Origin of the sequence: Lactobacillus gallinarum (assembly GCF_002160635.1) — a bacterium.
Taxonomy (GTDB): Bacteria; Bacillota; Bacilli; order Lactobacillales; family Lactobacillaceae; genus Lactobacillus; species Lactobacillus gallinarum.
This window is the reverse complement of record NZ_NFKZ01000012.1, coordinates 25,041-43,746: the sequence shown is the minus strand read 5'-3', so window position 1 is coordinate 43,746 and position 18,706 is coordinate 25,041. Positions and strand designations below refer to the sequence as shown.

16 protein-coding genes are annotated in these 18,706 nt (G+C 36.4%); all 16 read left to right on the top strand.

Features of this window, described 5'->3' with window-relative positions; genetic code table 11:
- Window positions 1-138 precede the first annotated feature (138 nt).
- The 16 genes from B5E95_RS05805 (at window position 139) to B5E95_RS05725 (ending at window position 18,698) form a co-directional block, all read left to right on the top strand.
- Window positions 139-615, top strand: coding sequence for a hypothetical protein (locus B5E95_RS05805; protein ID WP_241146322.1), 477 nt, complete (start codon window positions 139-141; stop codon window positions 613-615).
- A 139-nt stretch (window positions 616-754) separates the two neighbouring features.
- The gene (locus B5E95_RS10910) at window positions 755-4,039 is read left to right on the top strand and encodes an SEC10/PgrA surface exclusion domain-containing protein (protein ID WP_241146321.1); all 3,285 of its coding nucleotides are present in this window, start codon (window positions 755-757) and stop codon (window positions 4,037-4,039) included.
- A gap of 126 nt (window positions 4,040-4,165) precedes the next feature.
- Complete coding sequence (locus B5E95_RS05785) at window positions 4,166-4,756, top strand: DUF3232 domain-containing protein (protein ID WP_087175771.1); 591 nt, start codon at window positions 4,166-4,168, stop codon at window positions 4,754-4,756.
- A 137-nt stretch (window positions 4,757-4,893) separates the two neighbouring features.
- Window positions 4,894-5,700 carry a helix-turn-helix domain-containing protein gene (locus tag B5E95_RS05780; protein WP_087175772.1) on the top strand — a complete coding sequence of 269 codons (807 nt, stop codon included), beginning with the start codon at window positions 4,894-4,896 and terminating at the stop codon, window positions 5,698-5,700.
- 53 nt (window positions 5,701-5,753) lie between these two features.
- Window positions 5,754-6,107, top strand: a complete 354-nt coding sequence (locus B5E95_RS10905) for a hypothetical protein (protein WP_233187202.1) — start codon at window positions 5,754-5,756, stop codon at window positions 6,105-6,107.
- Between the two features lie 30 nt (window positions 6,108-6,137).
- Entirely contained in the window at window positions 6,138-6,446 is a 309-nt protein-coding gene (locus B5E95_RS10900) for a hypothetical protein (protein WP_239442195.1), read from the top strand.
- Window positions 6,447-6,455: 9 nt separating this feature from the next.
- Window positions 6,456-7,277, top strand: coding sequence for a helix-turn-helix domain-containing protein (locus B5E95_RS05770; RefSeq protein WP_087235790.1), 822 nt, complete (start codon window positions 6,456-6,458; stop codon window positions 7,275-7,277).
- Window positions 7,278-7,491: 214 nt separating this feature from the next.
- The gene (locus B5E95_RS05765; protein ID WP_087235789.1) at window positions 7,492-7,893 is read left to right on the top strand and encodes a GtrA family protein; all 402 of its coding nucleotides are present in this window, start codon (window positions 7,492-7,494) and stop codon (window positions 7,891-7,893) included.
- A 1-nt stretch (window position 7,894) separates the two neighbouring features.
- The gene (locus tag B5E95_RS05760) at window positions 7,895-8,821 is read left to right on the top strand and encodes a glycosyltransferase family 2 protein (RefSeq protein WP_087235788.1); all 927 of its coding nucleotides are present in this window, start codon (window positions 7,895-7,897) and stop codon (window positions 8,819-8,821) included.
- 304 nt (window positions 8,822-9,125) lie between these two features.
- Window positions 9,126-9,488, top strand: a complete 363-nt coding sequence (locus B5E95_RS05755; protein WP_087235787.1) for a hypothetical protein — start codon at window positions 9,126-9,128, stop codon at window positions 9,486-9,488.
- Between the two features lie 19 nt (window positions 9,489-9,507).
- Window positions 9,508-10,554 carry a hypothetical protein gene (locus tag B5E95_RS05750; protein WP_087235786.1) on the top strand — a complete coding sequence of 349 codons (1,047 nt, stop codon included), beginning with the start codon at window positions 9,508-9,510 and terminating at the stop codon, window positions 10,552-10,554.
- A 166-nt stretch (window positions 10,555-10,720) separates the two neighbouring features.
- Window positions 10,721-12,604, top strand: coding sequence for a flavocytochrome c (locus B5E95_RS05745; RefSeq protein ID WP_087235785.1), 1,884 nt, complete (start codon window positions 10,721-10,723; stop codon window positions 12,602-12,604).
- Between the two features lie 116 nt (window positions 12,605-12,720).
- Entirely contained in the window at window positions 12,721-13,818 is a 1,098-nt protein-coding gene (locus tag B5E95_RS05740) for a glycerophosphodiester phosphodiesterase (protein ID WP_087235784.1), read from the top strand.
- 298 nt (window positions 13,819-14,116) lie between these two features.
- Window positions 14,117-16,756, top strand: a complete 2,640-nt coding sequence (locus tag B5E95_RS05735) for a valine--tRNA ligase (RefSeq protein ID WP_087175778.1) — start codon at window positions 14,117-14,119, stop codon at window positions 16,754-16,756.
- Entirely contained in the window at window positions 16,757-18,031 is a 1,275-nt protein-coding gene (locus tag B5E95_RS05730; RefSeq protein ID WP_087235783.1) for a bifunctional folylpolyglutamate synthase/dihydrofolate synthase, read from the top strand.
- The gene (locus B5E95_RS05725; RefSeq protein WP_087175780.1) at window positions 18,021-18,698 is read left to right on the top strand and encodes an HAD family hydrolase; all 678 of its coding nucleotides are present in this window, start codon (window positions 18,021-18,023) and stop codon (window positions 18,696-18,698) included. Before B5E95_RS05730 ends, B5E95_RS05725 begins: the two co-directional genes overlap by 11 nt.
- The last annotated feature ends 8 nt before the right edge of the window (window positions 18,699-18,706 follow it).

Here is an 18,706-nt window from a genome sequence, read left to right as displayed (position 1 = left end):
ATCATGCCCTAAATCAGATATTTAACTCGATTCTCCGGGAGCCATTTCCCGATTAGGCCTGTATTTCAAAATAAAATTGCTTAAAATCGTTGATAACACTTGACTTAGAGTAGAAAAAAGCAGTCGACTAATTTGCAAATGAAGCGATTGATAGATTGGTTATTGGCTGAGCTTAAAGGTAAAAGTCAGGATTTTCCCGATGAAGATAAAAGAAAACTAAGATATAACGTTTGGCAAGTTGAAAGATGGAACGATGATATTTTGTGGTTTTTCTTCCATACCTTGTATTTGTATAAGTATTCCAATTTGGAAGAAATAATCAATGGGCTCATTTCAAAGTTTACTAAGAATGAGAAGATCGAGGATCGTCAGCTGCAGTTAATTGCCAGTATCGCTGTACGTTATTTGAATATTTGTTATAAGCAGAATAACAGGTATGAGGCCAAAAAGGTAATCCGATTTTTGCGAAAGATACCAAATAAGATTGAATTTGGATTAGCAAAAATGATTTCGGATTATTATGAGGCCCTGCTGGATAAGAAAAAGGCAGATGCTGAAGAGATTTTGGATTTGATTAAGGCGTGTGGTTATGAGAACTATTTGAGCTTAAATTAGGGAGATGAGATTAGTAAAAAATTAAATTTGTACTTTTTAATTTCAATTTTGCAGATAAGATTGTGCGATTGAAATTTCGAAACTAAGATAAAGATGTCAATATTTGTTATTTATTTTTTTGATAAGTGGAGACATTAAAATGAATAAGAAGATTAAAGTTACAAGTGCTGCAGCAGCAGTATTAGCAAGTTTAGTATTGGCAAATGCCAATGTGAATAATGAAGTTAAGGCTGATACTAAGCCGGTTAATCCTACTGCTAAGACTACTGAAAAAGCACAAACACCAGAAGAGGCTGCTAGGGCTAATGTTGCTAGTGCGCAAAAGAACGTTGAGACTGAACAAGGCAATGTAGATAAAGCTAAGGATGATTTAGATCAAGCTAAGAAGGATGCTGAAAAGCCAGACGCTGATTACAAAACGCAAAGCAACAAGGTCGATGGATTAAAGAAGACAGTTGACCAAAAGAATGATGCATTGACTGACGCCAAAAATAAAGAAAAGGATGCCAAAGCTTTGGTTGATGAAGCTAACAATTCAGCTAAGGTTCAAGCTGCTAAAGATGCTGTTACTAAGCAAAACGGCGTAGTAAAGAACGCAAACGATGCTAAAGATAAAGCAGATCAAGCAGTAACAGGTAAGCAAGGTGAAATTGATAAGCTTGATAAAGCTGTTAAGACTGATACTCAAGATGTGAATGATAAGACTGCTGCCAAGAACCAAGCTGATCAAGCTGTTACAGATATCAAAAATCAAATGAGCGATACTGGATTTAAGCAAGCAGTAGAAAATTTATCTAATGCTAATGCAGCTGTAGAGCAAGATAAAAAAGATATCACTCAAAATAAAAAAGATATTGAAGAATTGTCTACAGAAAAAGAGAATAAACAGACAGCGTATAATACGGTCAAGACTGAACGAGATCGAGCTCAGACAAAACGAGATCAAGCTCAAGCTACATATGAAAGCAGTGAACGAAAATCAAAAGAAGCTGCTAAGGATGTAACTAATAAAAAAGCTGAAATTACTAAGTTAAAAGATCAAAAGACAAAAATTGATTCATTACTAGCTGATCAAAATAATAAAATCATTATTAGAGATAAGGAAGCATATCGTAAAGCATATGCTGACTATATGAATGGTAACTTAAGTGATGAAGATAAAGCATATCTTGATCAAGCTATTAATGAAAATCGATATGTTTCATCAGCTAAAGCGGCTCAAGAATCTGTTGATGTTAATAATCTGACAGATGCCCAAATAAAGGAAGTATCTTTGTTTGCTGCATACTTACATAACCAAGTAAGACAAGAATTAGGTTTAAAGCCTAATGATGTCGTAACCGATGGCTCAGTTAAATTTGCTAAAGAAGTAGCTGATGGTTACCGTAAAGATAATTGGAGCATTATTGATAAGCAAGGCCATGACAATAAGTTGATTAATGAATTATCTACTCAAAATGGACTTACACCATATGAAGATAATTCTGGTCAAAAATATGAAAATGCATATGTAGAAGCAGCTTCAGATTTATCAATAATTCCAACAACAATGGATGATTTAAGAGAACTTGTTTTTAAAGGCGTTAATAGTATGATCTTTGGTTCAGGTGCCCAATATGAATTTGATCATGCAAGAGGCGTTTTAGGAGCAGAGTTTGATAATCCGGATATTGTTGCAGAAGGTGCAGACGCTGACCAGGATAAAATTGATGAGTTAAAAGAAGATCTTGTCAAGGATCCTAATAGTGAGGATTATGATTTTAGCTTATATGGTAAAATAGCCTATATACAAAATAGCTTGCATAATATGAGAGAAGGAAATAAGCAATATCCTGGCACATGGTCTGAAAAGGATTTCCAAGAAAAACAAGCTGAAATTAAAAAACTTGAAATTAAAGCTAAGAAAGAAGCAGCTCAATTAAAGAAATTAGAAGCTCAATCAAAGGAACCAAAGGGATTACCACATTACATTGGTGCAAATTTTGTTTATTTGATTAACAGTAACGAAGCAACTCCATATGAAATTCAAGTTCACTTTGAAGATGGAATGACGCCTTCAGAATTATCAAATGATAGTACTCACGAATTTAATACAAATGTTGTGCCATCAAATGATAGTCAATCTAATTCGCTTGAAGGTCAAATTAAATCTGAAAATGGTATCCTAGATCAATTAAAAAAAGATGCAGTTAAAGCAAGTCAAAAGGCTGAACAGGATAAAAGTGCTAGGGATAAGGCTAAGAATGAACTTGATGAAAAGCAAGGTATTTTTACTCGAGCAGATAGTGCTTTGGCTCAAGTGACACAAAAACTTCAAAAGGCTGAAGAGCGTAAGACTGATCTTGAACGCAAATTAGGTAATGATACTCAAACTAAACAAGCAGCTCAAACTACTTTTAATAAATTTAAGCAAACACATGAGCAATTATTTAATGCTTATAAAGAAGCCTTAGCTAATCAAACTGCTACGCAAAAGCAATTAGATAAAGCCAACGACACTTTAACTCAAACCAAAACCAAGCTTGCTAAAGCTCAAAAAGATCTCCCAACTTTGAAGCAAACTGCTACTGAAAAGGGCAACACTGCTAAGGATGAACAAACTAAGTTAGACAGCTTAAAGCAACACGTTGAAGACTTAAAGAATGCTAAAACAATTTTAGCTGATGCTAAGAAAGCCGTAACTGATGCCGAAAAAGCATATGATACTGCTAAAAAGAATTATGACGATGCAAATGAAGTCTTGAACGGCGACTTGAAGACCAACAAGGATAAGGCTGACGCTAAAGTAGCTGCAGCTCAAAAGGCTTACGATGAAGCGGACGCTAAGTTGCAAACTGCCAAGAGCAAGCTTGCTCAAGCACAACAGAAGTTACAAGACATCTTAGACGCCGAATACGCTCAATCAATCATTGCTTCAACTCCAGTCGAAACTAAGAAGGAAGACAAGCAAGAACCAGTTAAGACTCCGGAAGTAGCTAAGGAAACCGAGACTAAGACTAAAGTTTCAACTGCTCCTAAGAAGATTCGTTTAACTCACAACGCTTTCGTTTACAACAAGCACGGTAAGTTAGTCAGAAAAGGCTTGTATGTCAAGATGCTTAAGCGTGGTAAGACCATCAAGGCCTTGAAGAATGCTAAGATTGTTACAATTAAGGGTAAGAAATATTACCAAATTGGCAAGAACTACTTCATTAAGGTAGCTAACACTAAGCTTACTACTCATAAGGTTCATATTAAGGTAAGAATTAAGGGTAATAAGAAGATTAAGATGTACAACCGTGCAGGTAAGTTTAACAAGCACTACGCACGTCCAAACCATACTTATACCTTTAACGAAAAGGCTAAGATTCATGGCAAGACTTACTACAAGATTGCCGACACTAACAACTGGATTCCAGCTAAGAAGTTAGCTTTGAAGAAATAGTTGAATTTTAGCTAATAAAGCAAGAGAACATTAACCGAGATTGGTTAATGTTCTTTTTGTATATTTGGTAAGTTAATAAGGTAAAATGAAAGTGAAGTTACAGTTAAATCTTTAGGAAAAAACAAAATGACAACACAAGAAATCGAAAAACTCAAAAAAGTTGATGAAATCATGTTTAATCTTCAAGATTCTGTCGATCCTCTCAAAAAATTGTTGCAAGCAGGAAAGTTATTGAAAGAATTAAAACTGATTGATAATCCAACTGATACTGATGAAATCATTCAAGCTTATACTCAAAATGTGTATGAGCAATTAAACAAAATTATTGAACGTAAAAATGTTTCATTTAATCAAGCTACCTTAGATTATTTGCAAAAAGATCCCGACAATAATGAACCGGTAATTGTGCCAGCTAGAGAACATTTCAAAGAATATGCTTTAATTGTGTTGCGCTTCAATGATCAATTGGCCGCTTGGCGTAATGAAATGGACGGTCAAGATTACCGTGTTTTAGCAGAAAACTTGGATCAGCATCGCACCAATATTCATAATTTGTGTTTGTCCGACATCAAGATCATGAATCGTTTAGCTGAAAAAGCGCACCAAGCTCCATTTTCAGTCAGTTCAAAAGATGATCCTGATCGTACTGATTATGGTCAAGCAATCGTGAAGTTTTGTTGTGAGGATGTTTGTGGGGTTGTTAAGTCTAGTAAATAATCAAGTAACTGAGAATTTGTTTTCATGACAGATTCTCAGTTTTTTGCGCTTTCATGGAAAAATCTTCTATACAGAAGATTTCAAGCTTTTTATAGAAAAACCAAATACTATATAAAGTAAGAAAATGAGGTGCAAATATGACGATCGGACAACAACTTAAGAAAACACGACTTTTATTTGGTTTAACACAGGAAGAAATGAGTGCGGGAATTGTCAGTGAATCTTTTTATTCTAGGGTTGAAAGAGACAAGAATGCCATCACTATCAACAAACTAATCGCAATGTTGAATGCTAATAATATCTCTTTGAATGATTTCTTTAAGATTTTTGATAATGAAGGGATGCCAGAGCTTAAGCTGCAAAGACAAATTTATTCGGCATTTAATGATCGCGATCTTGATCAGCTTCATCAGATAGAAAAAACTCTGTCTTCTAAAAATGATGTATTGTATTTTAAAACTAAGTTGATAATCGCAACATTAGAACATCGTTCAATTAAAATGCCAGATTCAATTCGTAAGCAATTAAAAACTAATTTAATAGATCTTGATCTAAAAGAGCAGGACTTTTGGGATTTGGCAATTAGCGTTCCTTTGTATCAATTTAGTGAATTGACTCCGTTGATGAGTTATATTATTGCTCATTTTTCAAAGCTGGATCTAGATAATCCTCAGGTAGTTATATCACTAATGAACTTATTGATTGGTTATCTTGACCGTGCTTATAGAGAAAAACATCTTGCGGAAGCAAAAAAGACTTTGAATTTTGCTAATAAAATACCTAATGACTTTGAAATTATGTTTCATAAATTAATCATTAAATATTATTCGGCTTTGATAGACAAAAATCTTGAAATGTCTAAAGGCATAACAGATCTTTTACAAATTTGTGGTTATCAAAGATACATTGATATGTTGCCGCAAGCTAATAGAGGATCAAAATGATTGGCGCGCATCTAAAAGAAGTGCGGAAGTCATTACATTTTTCGCAAGAATAGATGACTGAGGGAATATTGGATCGCTCATTTTATTCTCGAGTAGAAAATGATTGTAGTGAAATTAACGTTAATGATTTAGTCAAATTGCTGCATTATCATCGAATTCCGGTAGCAGATTTTTTACGAGGATTTGGGACGACATCAACTGATATTGAAATTTTGCAGAATCGGATTACTACGGCGTATTTAAATGAAGATGTGGTTACTCTGCAAGATCTTTATATTAATACTAAATTCGCTGATGTGAGAATGAAGAAAGTAGTACGGATATTAATTAATCGGTTGAACGGCGTCAACAATTTAGATGAAAGAGATAGAGAATTTAGCTATAGTTTTTTGAACGAAGATAACTGAAATTCTGAGAATCTTTGGTTAGTACTTCATATGCTAGATTTGTATGAATTATCTGATTTAAAGATATTGGTCGAAACTATTTTTCATAAAGTAATTCGTAAAAAAACAAATGAACGATCTATGCAACTGGCGGCACAGATCGCTCTTAAGTATTTGGAGATTTGCTGCAAGCGTCAAACTAAAAACAGTGAAATTAAGAATGCAATTGCTTTTTTGCAAAAACTGCCTAAAACAACTAATTTTGCAATTCATAGAATAGCAGCGGAGTATTATAATAAATTAGTTAACCATGATCAAGAAGGTGCTGATAAAATAGCAAACTTATTAGTTAGAAATTAGAGGCAGAAAATGACAATTGGTGAGGCGTTAAAACAAACCCGTTTGCATGCTGGATTGACGCAAGAAGAGATGGCTGCTGGAATTATCTCAGAATCATTTTATTCTAAGGTAGAAAGAGATATTCATGAAATTGATGCGAATTTGTTGATCAGAATTTTATCAAAGCATCATTTTGATGTTGGAAGTTTTTTTAGCCAAGTTAATAATTCTGATAATACAACTGATCCTGATTTTGATTTGATGAATCAAATTAGTTTTGCTCAAAATCGCAAAGATCTGAAAAAGCTGGATGAAATTGCGGCCAAAATAGCAAATCGAGGAGGTACATGTCCGCCTAGTTTCTGGCTTAAGTTTAGACTAGAGAATGCCTATGCCTGGGTACTTCATTCAGACAAACGGATTAGTCCCGAACTGAAGAGAAAGGTAAAGGCAGTCATCATGGATGAAGATTGGAACAGGACGGCTTATCATTATTTGAGTCAAGCTGTGATCTTTTTAGATATTGATGATGCCTATCAATTAGTTGATTCCGCATTTCGTTCATATGAGAAAAATCCGGCCACCGATACGTTCACTTTACAGTTTGTTGCGATAATTGCCGTTAATTTCTTGAATTGTTGTTTTCATAAGAATGCTAGTAAAAAATATACCGATCGCGCGATTCAATTTTTACGCGAATTGCCGGTTGATGGAGCTATTGGGATTAATAGTGTGCTCGGCACATATTATGAGGCGGTCTTTGACGGGGATGCCAAAACTGCGAAGGAAGTTATTGATGTCCTAAAAAAGAGTGGTTGTGTCTCGTTAATTGAAGATACTTTTAAAAAGTAGTGCAAACTGTCTAGGTCAAATTTAGGCAGTTTTTTCAATGCACACAAAAAATAAAATCTTTAATTTGGAAGATTTTATGATTAATTGCGTTTCTTTTAGTATCATAGAAATGTTTGTGCTTTAAATTAAGAAAAAGCCCGGTATTCAAAGATAGAAGTAGTATAAGTATCCTTTGTCACTTTGGATACTGAAAATAGGAAAATGAGTTTAGAGAATGAAAAAAATAATCTATTCAGAGAGTTTCATCCAATTAGTCAAATACGTTTTAATTGGAGGGTTAGGGCTAGTTGTTGACTTTGGAGTCTACACGATTTTGACGCATTTCAGGATGAATGTAGAAATTGCTAATATTATTTCCTCAACTTGCGGAATAATTAATAATTTCTTTTGGAATTCGTATACTAATTTCAAGGTACACGACCGACTTTTATTACGGTTCATTTCGTATTTTTTTGTCGGTCAAATCACCACTGTTTTTACCACAGTTTCCTTATTTATCTTTGTTACACAACTAGGTTACCCTCACTTAATCGTGAAGGCGGTAGCGACTTTTGTTGCTACACTAATTCAGTTTATTATTAATAAAATAATTACTTTTAGAAAAGTCGGGAAGTAGAATGAAAAAATTGTCAATTGTGGTGCCGTGCTATAACGAGCAGGAGTCATTACCCCTGTTTTATCCAGCGGTGCAAAAAGTATTGCATGATATGCCAGTCAAAGCCGAGTATTGGTTTGTCGATGATGGTTCTCGTGATCATACCTTGCAGGAGATGCAAAAGCTGCACCAAGAAAATGAAGCCGTACATTATATTTCTTTTTCAAGAAATTTTGGCAAAGAAGCAGCAATTTATGCAGGTCTTAAAGCTGCTAAGGGAGATTATGTAGTCTTAATAGACGTAGATCTACAAGATCCGCCTGAGTTTTTACCGAAAATGTACCAGCTGCTTGAATCTGGTGAGTATGATGCGGTAGGGTGTCGTCGAATTGATCGCACGGGGGAGAGTAAATTTAAATCATTTTTGAGCGATCAATTTTATAAGGTGATTAATAAAATGTCTAAAACCGAGATCGTTTCAGGTGCACGGGATTATCGCATGATGACACGACAGATGGTTAATGCCGTTTTGTCAATACCCGAGTATAGTCGCTTTTCTAAGGGAATTTTTTCCTGGGTTGGTTTTAAAACTAAATATCTTGAATACCATAATGTAAAGCGTGTTGCTGGCGATACTGATTGGACGACCAAGAAGCTATTCAAGTATGCATTAAGTGGAATCGCCGACTTTTCACAAGCACCTTTAAATTTATCAGTTTGGATTGGGATAATTTCCTTTATATTGTCGATTTCTGGTATGATTTTTGTCATTGTCAGAAAAATTATCAATCCAGGATCTAGTATCTTTGGTTGGGCTAGTTTGGTTTCCGTGATTTTATTAATTGGTGGTTTGCAGCTGCTTTGTATCGGAATTATTGGACGCTATATTGGTAAAATTTATTTACAAGTGAAGAATCGACCAATTTACATTATTAAGGAAAAAAAGTAAGAAAAGGGAAAATAAAAGTAGAAGTCAATATAAAAAAGATAGATTGGAATAAAATAGGCTGGCGTGTTTGCCCTTATATCATTATTTTGCTTGTAATTTATATGATGATCAGGAGTCAAATTTTAACGCATTCAGTTCTTTTAACCAGCGATGCGTTGCTGCATTTCCAGAGACTCTACGATACGAGCATGCAGATTAAGACTGGAAATTTCTCATATTTTCAAACTAATTTTTCCTTTGGTCATTCTGGGGAATTTTTAATGCCGTATATGGACCGTTTTTAGCCTATGCGGGTGGATTGTTATTGCTTTTAGTTCGTAATTGGTTTAATTTCCAGATTCTAGTAATTTTTATCGTATTTTTAATCGCCGGAATTGGAATGTATCGATTGGCTTTGAAGGCAAAGGTCAATGAAGTTATCGCCATTTTACTTGCTGTATTGTATTTGCAATTTGGGATTGTTGCGGGAATTCTGCGTTTCAATTTTATAGCGTGGGGTGCAGCACTTGCTCCGTATGCTATGATGCAAGTACTTTATATGATTGAAGATAAAAAACGACCAATTCATTGGTTGAGTTTAGCTTTAATCATGGCATTGATTGCTCAAGTACACTTGCTATCGACTATTTTCATAGCTTGTCCCTTTTGCCATTTATGCTCTAGTTAAAACTGCTGAAAAGAAGCAGATGATTATTGATTTCTTCAAGGCAGTTGGCACAACGCTGGTATTAACAGCTAATATCTGGGGCGCGTTGTTAGTCTTATTTTGGAATAATAAGATTTCAATGCCCAATAGATATAACTTGTATTATCATGTCGTCAAGTATGAGAAATTCACTAATATTCATGGATTTCTTTTATTCTCGCTGATTTTATTTCTTGTCTTTCAACTGATCTATGTATTGACGCATTTGCGAGAATCGGTTGTTAATACGTTGACTACCTTTGTTGGATTATTCATCTTGTTGATTTCATCGTATCTGATGCCGTGGGCTAAGATCCAAGCAGTTTTTCCTAAGTTAATTTCTTCACTGCAGTTTCCTTACCGATTAACAGTGGGTGCATGGCCATTGCTTTTACTGGGAATAGGAATTTCAATGACTAATTTGATGAAGAAAAATATTAAGTTAGTTAACATGTTGGTGATTATGGGATTAGTTTTAGCATTTGCTCAAAACTTTGCTGCTAATTATACGACTAATAGAACTAGAGCATTAGAATTCTTGGATCCACATCACGTAGTAATTATTCAAACTTACAGCAAAATTACGAAACACCGCAAAAAGTTTCAACACATTTTGCGTTATACCAATAATGATCAGCTCTTTGAGGCCATTAACCATACTGAGCCAGATTATATGCCATATACTAAGCATGCTTCAAATGCGACATATCAAAAGAAGATTTTGAATCAAGCTAAGCATTATCATTACCAAGTTCAAGGCAGTAAGCTGATCCTTACTTGGCATAGTAAAAAAGCAAAGATGAAAACTTTGCCAATTGTGATGTATCATCAATCTCGCTTAACTTTGAATGGGGAGGTCCAAACTAAGATGAAGCAAAATACTATTACGCAGCCAATTATCAAAGCAAGGAAAGGCAAGAATGCCGCTGGTTTGCAGTTTATGCCGCCGATTTGGTTTAAAGTATTGCTAGTGATCAGTATTTTGGGTTGGATAGCACTGATTGTGTATGGTATTTTTGTAAAACAAAGAAAAATTAGCTTAAGATAAACGATTAACAGAATCTATGTACTATTGAAATTTTAGTACGTAGGTCTTTTTAATTCGTGGTAATAACAACTTTGTTATTTTTTGATTGTTAAATAAGTATTTGATTTATGAGCTATGAAAACGCTATTCTAGATATAAAGAGAAAAAGAAAGGCGGAAATTAAATAATGAAGAACGGTAAATATCAAGTACGCGCACAAGGTCATGGCTCAGAATCAATGCCAATGGCTGTTACTATCGAAGATGATAAGATCAAAAATATTGAAATTGATTCATCCGGCGAAACTAAAGGCGTTGCCGATGAAGTCTTCAACCGCTTGCCCAAGCAAATTGTTGATAATCAAACTTTAAATGTTGATGCTGTTAGTGGTGCAACTATTTCAAGTCACGGCGTTGTAGATGGAATCGCACAAGCAATTACTGAAGCTGGTGGGGATGCTGCAGAATGGAAGAAGCGTAATAAGCCGGTAGCTGCCAAAGCAACAGATGAAGAAATAACAGTCGACGTAGCAGTTGTCGGTGCTGGTGGTGCCGGTTTGGCTGCTGCAGTTCGCTCAATCCAACATGGTGAAAAAGTTGCTATTTTAGAAAAGTACCCACAAATTGGTGGTAATACTAGTCGTGCCGGTGGTCCAATGAACGCTGCCGAACCTGACTGGCAAAAGAATTTTAAGGCACTTCCAGGTGAAAAGGATACTTTGAAGGAATTAGCTGCAACTCCAATTGATCAAATTGATCCTGAATATCAAGATGACTTTAAGGAATTACAAAAGCAAATTAAAGAATACGTTGATTCAGGTGCAGATTACTTATTTGATTCAACTTTACTTCACGAAATCCAAACTTACTTGGGTGGTAAGAGAACTGACCTTAAAGGAAATGAAATTCACGGTAAGTATACTTTAGTTCATGAATTAGTAACAAATGCATTGAACTCAGTTAAATGGTTAGCTGATTTAGGCGTTAAGTTCGACAATAGTGATGTAACTGAACCAGTTGGTGGTTTATGGCGTCGTGGTCACAAACCAGTTGAACCGATGGGTTATGCTTACATCCATATTTTAGGTGACTGGGTAAGAGACTACGGTGTTGATCCATATCTTGAAACTCGTGCTGAAAAATTAATCATCGAAGATGGCAAGGTTCGCGGTATAGTTGCTACTCGCGCCGATGGCAGCAAGTTGACTGTTCACTCAAAGGCTGTCATCTTAACTGCCGGTGGTTTTGGTGCCAACACTAAGATGGTCCAAAAGTACAATACTTATTGGCAAAAGATTGATGATGATATTGCTACAACTAACTCACCATCAATTACTGGTGACGGGATTAACTTGGGTCTTGAAGCTGGTGCCGACTTGTTCGGTATGGGTTTTATCCAATTGATGCCAGTAGCTGATCCAAAAACTGGTGAATTATTCACTGGTGTTGTTACTCCTCCGGCAAACTACATTATGGTTAATAAGGAAGGTAAACGTTTCGTTAACGAATTTGCGGAACGGGATGTGTTAGCTAAGGCAGTCATTGCTAATGGTGGATTAATCTATCAAATTGCTGATGATAAGATTAAGGAAACAGCCTACAATACTACTCAAGAATCACTTGATGCTCAAGTTAAAGCTGGTACTTTGTTTAGAGATGATACTTTGGAAGGTTTGGCTAAGCAAATTGGGATGGATCCAGATGTCTTAGTTGAAACTATTAAGAAGTACAACTCATATGTTGATGCAGGAAAAGATCCAGAATTCCATAAGAATGTATTGGGCTTGAAATGTGAAGTTGCTCCATTCTACGCAACCCCTCGTAAGCCTGCAATTCACCATACTATGGGTGGCTTGGTTATCGATACTAAGGCTCATGTTCTTAACAAAGACGGCAAGATCATTGATGGCTTGTACTCAGCTGGTGAAAATGCTGGTGGTATTCACGCAGGTAACCGTTTGGGTGGTAACTCATTGGCTGATATCTTTACCTTCGGCCGCATCGCTGCTAATACTGCTTATGAAGATATGCCAACGGAGTCAGACGCTACTTCTGGAGCTTCACAGAATTAATTGAGAAAGAAATAATATCAAAACTAAAAGAGTGAGATTTGATTCTTGCTCTTTTTGCGTTTAAAAATCAAATTTTGTGTAAAATAAAGAATATGAAACGCAGAAGGGATAGATCAATGAAAAAGCTCATCACATTAATATTTCTAGCAATATTTCCATTCACTTGTGGGTTCATGAACATCGCTCACCGCGGCGATAACGAGCAGGGGAAATACGCTGAACACAGCTTTGCAGCATATGATCGTGCCGTTTGCGCACAAGTTGATTATTTAGAATTGGATTTGCAAGAAAGTGCCGACCATGTTTTAGTCGTTAGTCATGATAACAACTTGAGTCGCGTTTTTGGCGTGGATCAATCAATTGAAAAAAATACTTTTAAGAAGTTAACTAATTATCGTAATCAAAGCGGGGAAAGCATTCATTCACTCGAAGAGGTTTTTCAACGCTATCAAAATAACCCGCAAGTGAAGTTTATGCTAGAGCCAAAAGGCAATGGGGAAGATGCCAAAAGAATAGTTAAATTAGTTAATAAGTATCATTTGCAAAAGCGGGTTTTATTTGAATCATTTTCTGATTCAGCACTCAGTAAGCTAGCTCGCTTAGCACCCGAAATTCCGCGCACGCAATTAGCCGGCTCATATAAAGCGATCGGACGCAGTCAGGATTTTGCTGCTAGTTTTTATACTAGTGACGCTGCCAATTATTTACGTGATAAAAACAAGAAATACATGCTATGGGGCGTAAACAGTAGTAAGCAAATGTATAAATTTTTAAATCCTGATAAGGGCGTTATCGGTTTATTGACTGATTTCCCGATTCGTTTAGCCAAAATTCTGCAAGAGAATAATCATTTTCGCATTCACTATCAATCGATAATTTTTCCGACTGAAAAGCTTGCTGCTAATCTTAAGTTAAAGAATGGTAATCAAGTGCAGGCTGACCAAGTTAAGTTGGTAAATAATCAATTGTGGTATCATGTTCAACCCAACATGTGGGTGAGTGAGAAAAATCTGTTTCACCATGAGTCTTCAGCTCCTCGTGCTCAAGTAGGTTTGGTTAAAGTTGACAAAGCAACACCGGTTTGGACAGATCTTTCGTTTAAAAAGTCAGCCGGCAAAACCTTGCGTGCCCACAGCCATTGGAACTACTTTGCTATAGCTAAATATCATGGCAAACGTGTTTATAATTTAGGTGGCAATCAGTGGATTAAGTGATGAATACAATACATCTATCTCTTTTTTCTAAAATAAATTCATGTTATAATCGTAACCAAAGCAAGAATCAAGAGGGATCGACTTTATTTACAGAGAAAAGCCAAACAGCTGAGAGGCCAGAAGTTGATTAGTAGCTTGATTAGCTGATTAATTGAAATTAAGTAGGTTAATCCGGACACTTCAGCGCCGTTATCGCTTATAAGAGAAGTACATTTTTGTACTTAACCATAGGTGGTACCGCGGTTAGTAAATCGTCCTAGACAACATTGTCTAGGACTTTTTTATTGGAGGATTTTTAATGACAGATTTAGCACCTAAATACAACCCTAATGAGGTTGAAAAAGGCAGATATCAAACTTGGCTTGATGAAGATTTATTCAAGCCATCCGGTGACAAGAAAGCTCACCCATATTCAATTGTTATTCCACCACCAAACGTAACTGGTAAATTACACTTAGGTCACGCATGGGATACCGCAATTCAAGATACTTTAATTCGTTTCAAGCGTATGCAAGGCTACGACACTCTTTACCTTCCAGGTATGGACCATGCCGGTATTGCTACCCAGGCTAAGGTTGAAGCTAAGCTTCGCAAGCAAGGCAAAGATCGTCACCAAATGGGTCGTGAAGCTTTTGTTAAGCAAGTTTGGGACTGGAAAGACGAATATGCTTCAATTATCAAGGGCCAATGGGCTAAGATGGGTCTTTCACTTGACTACTCAAGAGAAAGATTTACTTTAGACAAGGGGCTTTCAAAGGCAGTTAAGAAGGTCTTCGTCCAACTTTACAAAGAAGGTCTTATTTACCGTGGTGAATACATCATTAACTGGGACCCAGCACTTCAAACTGCTTTGAGTGATATCGAAGTTATTCACAAGGATGACAAGGGTGCCTTTTACCATGTTAAGTATCCATTCGCAGATGGCTCAGGCTATGTAGAAATTGCTACTACTCGTCCTGAAACCATGTTTGGTGATACTGCTGTTGCGGTTGCACCAGGGGATGAAAGATACAAAGATATCGTTGGTAAGGAATTAGTATTACCACTTGTTGGTCGTCATATTCCAATTATCGAAGACCAACACGTAGATCCAGAATTCGGTACTGGTTTAGTTAAGATCACTCCAGCCCATGACCCTAACGACTTCCAAGTAGGTAACCGTCATAATTTGAAGAGAATCAACGTTATGAACGACGATGGTACTATGAATGAAGAATGCGGCAAGTACGCTGGCATGGATCGTTTTGACTGTCGTGAAGCTTTAGTTAAGGACCTTAAAGAAGAAGGCTACTTAATTAAGGTTGAACCAATCGTTCACTCAGTAGGTCACTCAGAACGTTCAGGCGTTCAAGTTGAACCACGTCTTTCAAAGCAATGGTTCGTTAAGATGAAGCCACTTGCTGACAAGGTTCTTGAAAACCAAAAGACTGATGGCAAGGTAAACTTTGTTCCAGATCGTTTCGAAGGTACTTTGGACCACTGGATGGAAGATGTTCATGATTGGTGTATTTCACGTCAATTATGGTGGGGTCACCGTATTCCAGCTTGGTACAACAAGAAGACTGGCGAAACTTACGTAGGTGAAGAAGCTCCTAAGGATATCGAAAACTGGGAGCAAGATCCAGACGTACTTGATACTTGGTTCTCAAGTGCATTATGGCCATTCTCAACTCTTGGCTGGCCTGATACTAATTCAGAAGACTTCAAGCGTTACTTCCCAACTAATGCGTTAGTAACTGGTTACGACATCATCTTCTTCTGGGTATCAAGAATGATGTTCCAAAGTCTTCACTTCACTGGCAAGCGTCCATTTAACGATGTTGTTTTGCACGGTTTAATGCGTGACGAACAAGGACGCAAGATGAGTAAGTCACTTGGTAATGGTGTTGACCCAATGGACGTAGTAGACAAGTATGGTGCTGACGCTCTTCGTTGGTTCCTTCTTAACGGTACTGCTCCTGGTCAAGATACTCGTTATGATCCTAAGAAGTTGTCAGCAGCTTGGAACTTCATTAATAAGATTTGGAACGCAAGCCGTTTCGTAATTATGAACTTGCCTGCTGATGCTAAGCCTGCACACATGCCAGATGTAAGCAAGTTTGACTTGTCAGATAGATGGATCTTTGATCGTTTGAACCACACTGTTAGTGAAGTAACTCGTTTATTTGATGAATATCAATTTGGTGAAGCAGGCCGTGAAGCTTACAACTTTATCTGGAATGACTTCTGTGACTGGTACATCGAAATTTCTAAGGTCGCTTTGAATGGTGACGATGAAGAATTAAAGGCAAGAAAGCAAGAAAACTTGATTTGGATTCTTGATCAAATCTTACGTTTGATGCACCCAATTATGCCATTTGTTACTGAAAAGCTTTGGCTTTCAATGCCTCATGAAGGCAAGTCAATTATGGTAGCTGAATACCCAACTACTCATAAGGAATTTGAAAACAAGCAAGCAGATAGTGACATGGCCTTCTTAATTGAAATTATTAAGGCTGTACGTAACATTCGCATGGAAGTTAATGCTCCAATGTCTAGCCAAATTGATATTATGATTCAATTAGATGATGAAGCTAACAAGCATGTTTTGGATGAAAATGCTGACTACGTTGAGAACTTCTTACATCCAAAGGAATTAACTGTAGCTGCAGAAATCGAAGCTCCAAAACTTGCTAAGACTGCCGTTATTCCAGGTGCACAAATCTTTGTTCCATTAACTGAATTAGTTAACGTTGATGACGAATTGGCTAAGATGGAAAAAGAAGAAAAGCGTCTTGAAGACGAGGTTCAACGTGCCGAAAAGAAACTTGCAAACAAGGGCTTTGTTGACCATGCTCCAGAAGCTGTTGTAAACAAGGAAAAGGAAAAGAAAGCAGATTACGAAAGCCAATTGGCTGGTGTTCGTGAACGAATTCAAGATTTGAAAGAGAGTAAATAATTGAAATTTACCAATGCTGAAGAGGTAATCCATTATTTATATTCATTGCCTCATTTGCATCCTAAGAATGATTTATATTTTATCAAGAAGTTGCTCCAGCAATTAGGTAATCCGCAGGATCAGGTAAAAACGATTCATATTACGGGGACCAACGGTAAAGGTTCAACATCATACTACTTAGCAAATCTATTAAAAAAGGCCGGTCAAAAGACTGGCCTTTTTGTCTCACCTTATGTTTATCAATTTAATGAACGAATTCAATTAAATAATCAAGATATAAGCGATGAAGATTTAGTTAATGTGGCTAATAAGGTTCAAGCTGCCTTTGAAGAAATTAAGCAAGAAGATAAAGAATTTTCGTTAGTTACATTTGAGTATGAAGTTGCGATGGCCTTTGTTTATTTTGAACAAGAGCATTGTGATTATGCCGTGATTGAAGTCGGAATTGGCGGCGAGCATGATAAAACTAATGTGATTGTCCCAGAGGCAAGCATCATTACTACGGTAGGATTAGATCATGAGAAGATTATTGGACCGACAATTCAAGATATTGCGCGAGAAAAGAGTGGCATTATCAAGAAAAATCGTCCAGTAGTATTAGGGAATGTTCCTGATGATGTTCTGCCTATTTTGGTGAAAAAGGCAGATGTAGAGCATGCACCACTTTTCCGATTAAAGCATGATTTTGCAATTACAACGCAAAATGGAGCGTTGAAGTATACAGATGATAAACGCAGTATTTCTTTTGATTTTCGTCCGCAGGTAGAGGCCTATGATATTGCCGTAGCCGTTAAGACCTTTTTACTTCTTAAATTGAAGCTAGATAATCAAGAGATAGCAGCTGCAATTGATCAAACTCAGATTCCTGGACGTTATCATATTTTGCAAAAAGAACCATTAATCATTTTGGATGGAGCTCATAATATTCAAGCAATGTCCAATTTGCTGGAAGTAATTCATGCCGAAGCAAAAAAACGGCATAGCCATGTTTATGCTTTAGTGACCATGATGAAAGATAAAGACTTAGAGCAAGTTTTTAATTTATTTAACCAAGATGATCAAGTGTTATTAACAACATTAGATTATCCTCGTGTTGCTAAAGAAAATGATTTTCCCATTGATGTCCAAAGACGATATAATTATGAAGGAGATTATCGGGAAGGCTTTGCTAAATTAAAAGAGAAGATGAATGCCAGCGATATTCTGCTGGTGACCGGATCGTTTTATTTAGTAAGTGCAATTTTAAATTGGAAAGGAAAAGGCAATGCAGGTTAAAGGGATAAACGATGATATTCAAGGCATTATCTTTGATATGGATGGTCTATTGGTTAATTCTGAAGAATTGTATTGGAAGGCTAATATCCAAGCTGCAGAAGAAGAAAAACTTGGGACGCCTAGGGATGCATATTTAAAGTTAACTGGTGCAACTGTTAAAGAAATGCAGGATTTTTATCATAAATATTTCAAAACTGATGCTGATCGTGACCGATTTATTAAAAGAACCGATGATTTGGTTTGGCAGTGGACCGATGAAGGAAAGTTAAAGTTACGTCCTGGTGTTCAAGAAGCATTAGATGAATTTAAAAATCGTGGCTTGAAAATGGCAATTGCTTCAAGCAACTACGAAGATGTGTTGCAACACTTTTTGTGGGCAACAGGGATTAGAAATTATTTTGATTTTCATTTAAGTTATTTAGATGTGCAAAAGGGACACATTAAAGCTAAACCGGCACCAGATATTTATTTAGCAGCTACTAAAAAAATGAATCTAGCAAAAGAAAATATTTTGGTTTTTGAAGATTCATCAACTGGTGTCCAAGCTGCGAAAAATGCAGGCTTAAAATGTGTAATGGTGCCAGATCTAATGGCTCCGACTGACCAAGACAAACAGAATGCTATAATGATTTGTCAAAACTTTTTTGATTTTCTTAAAAAAATTTAGCTCTTTTT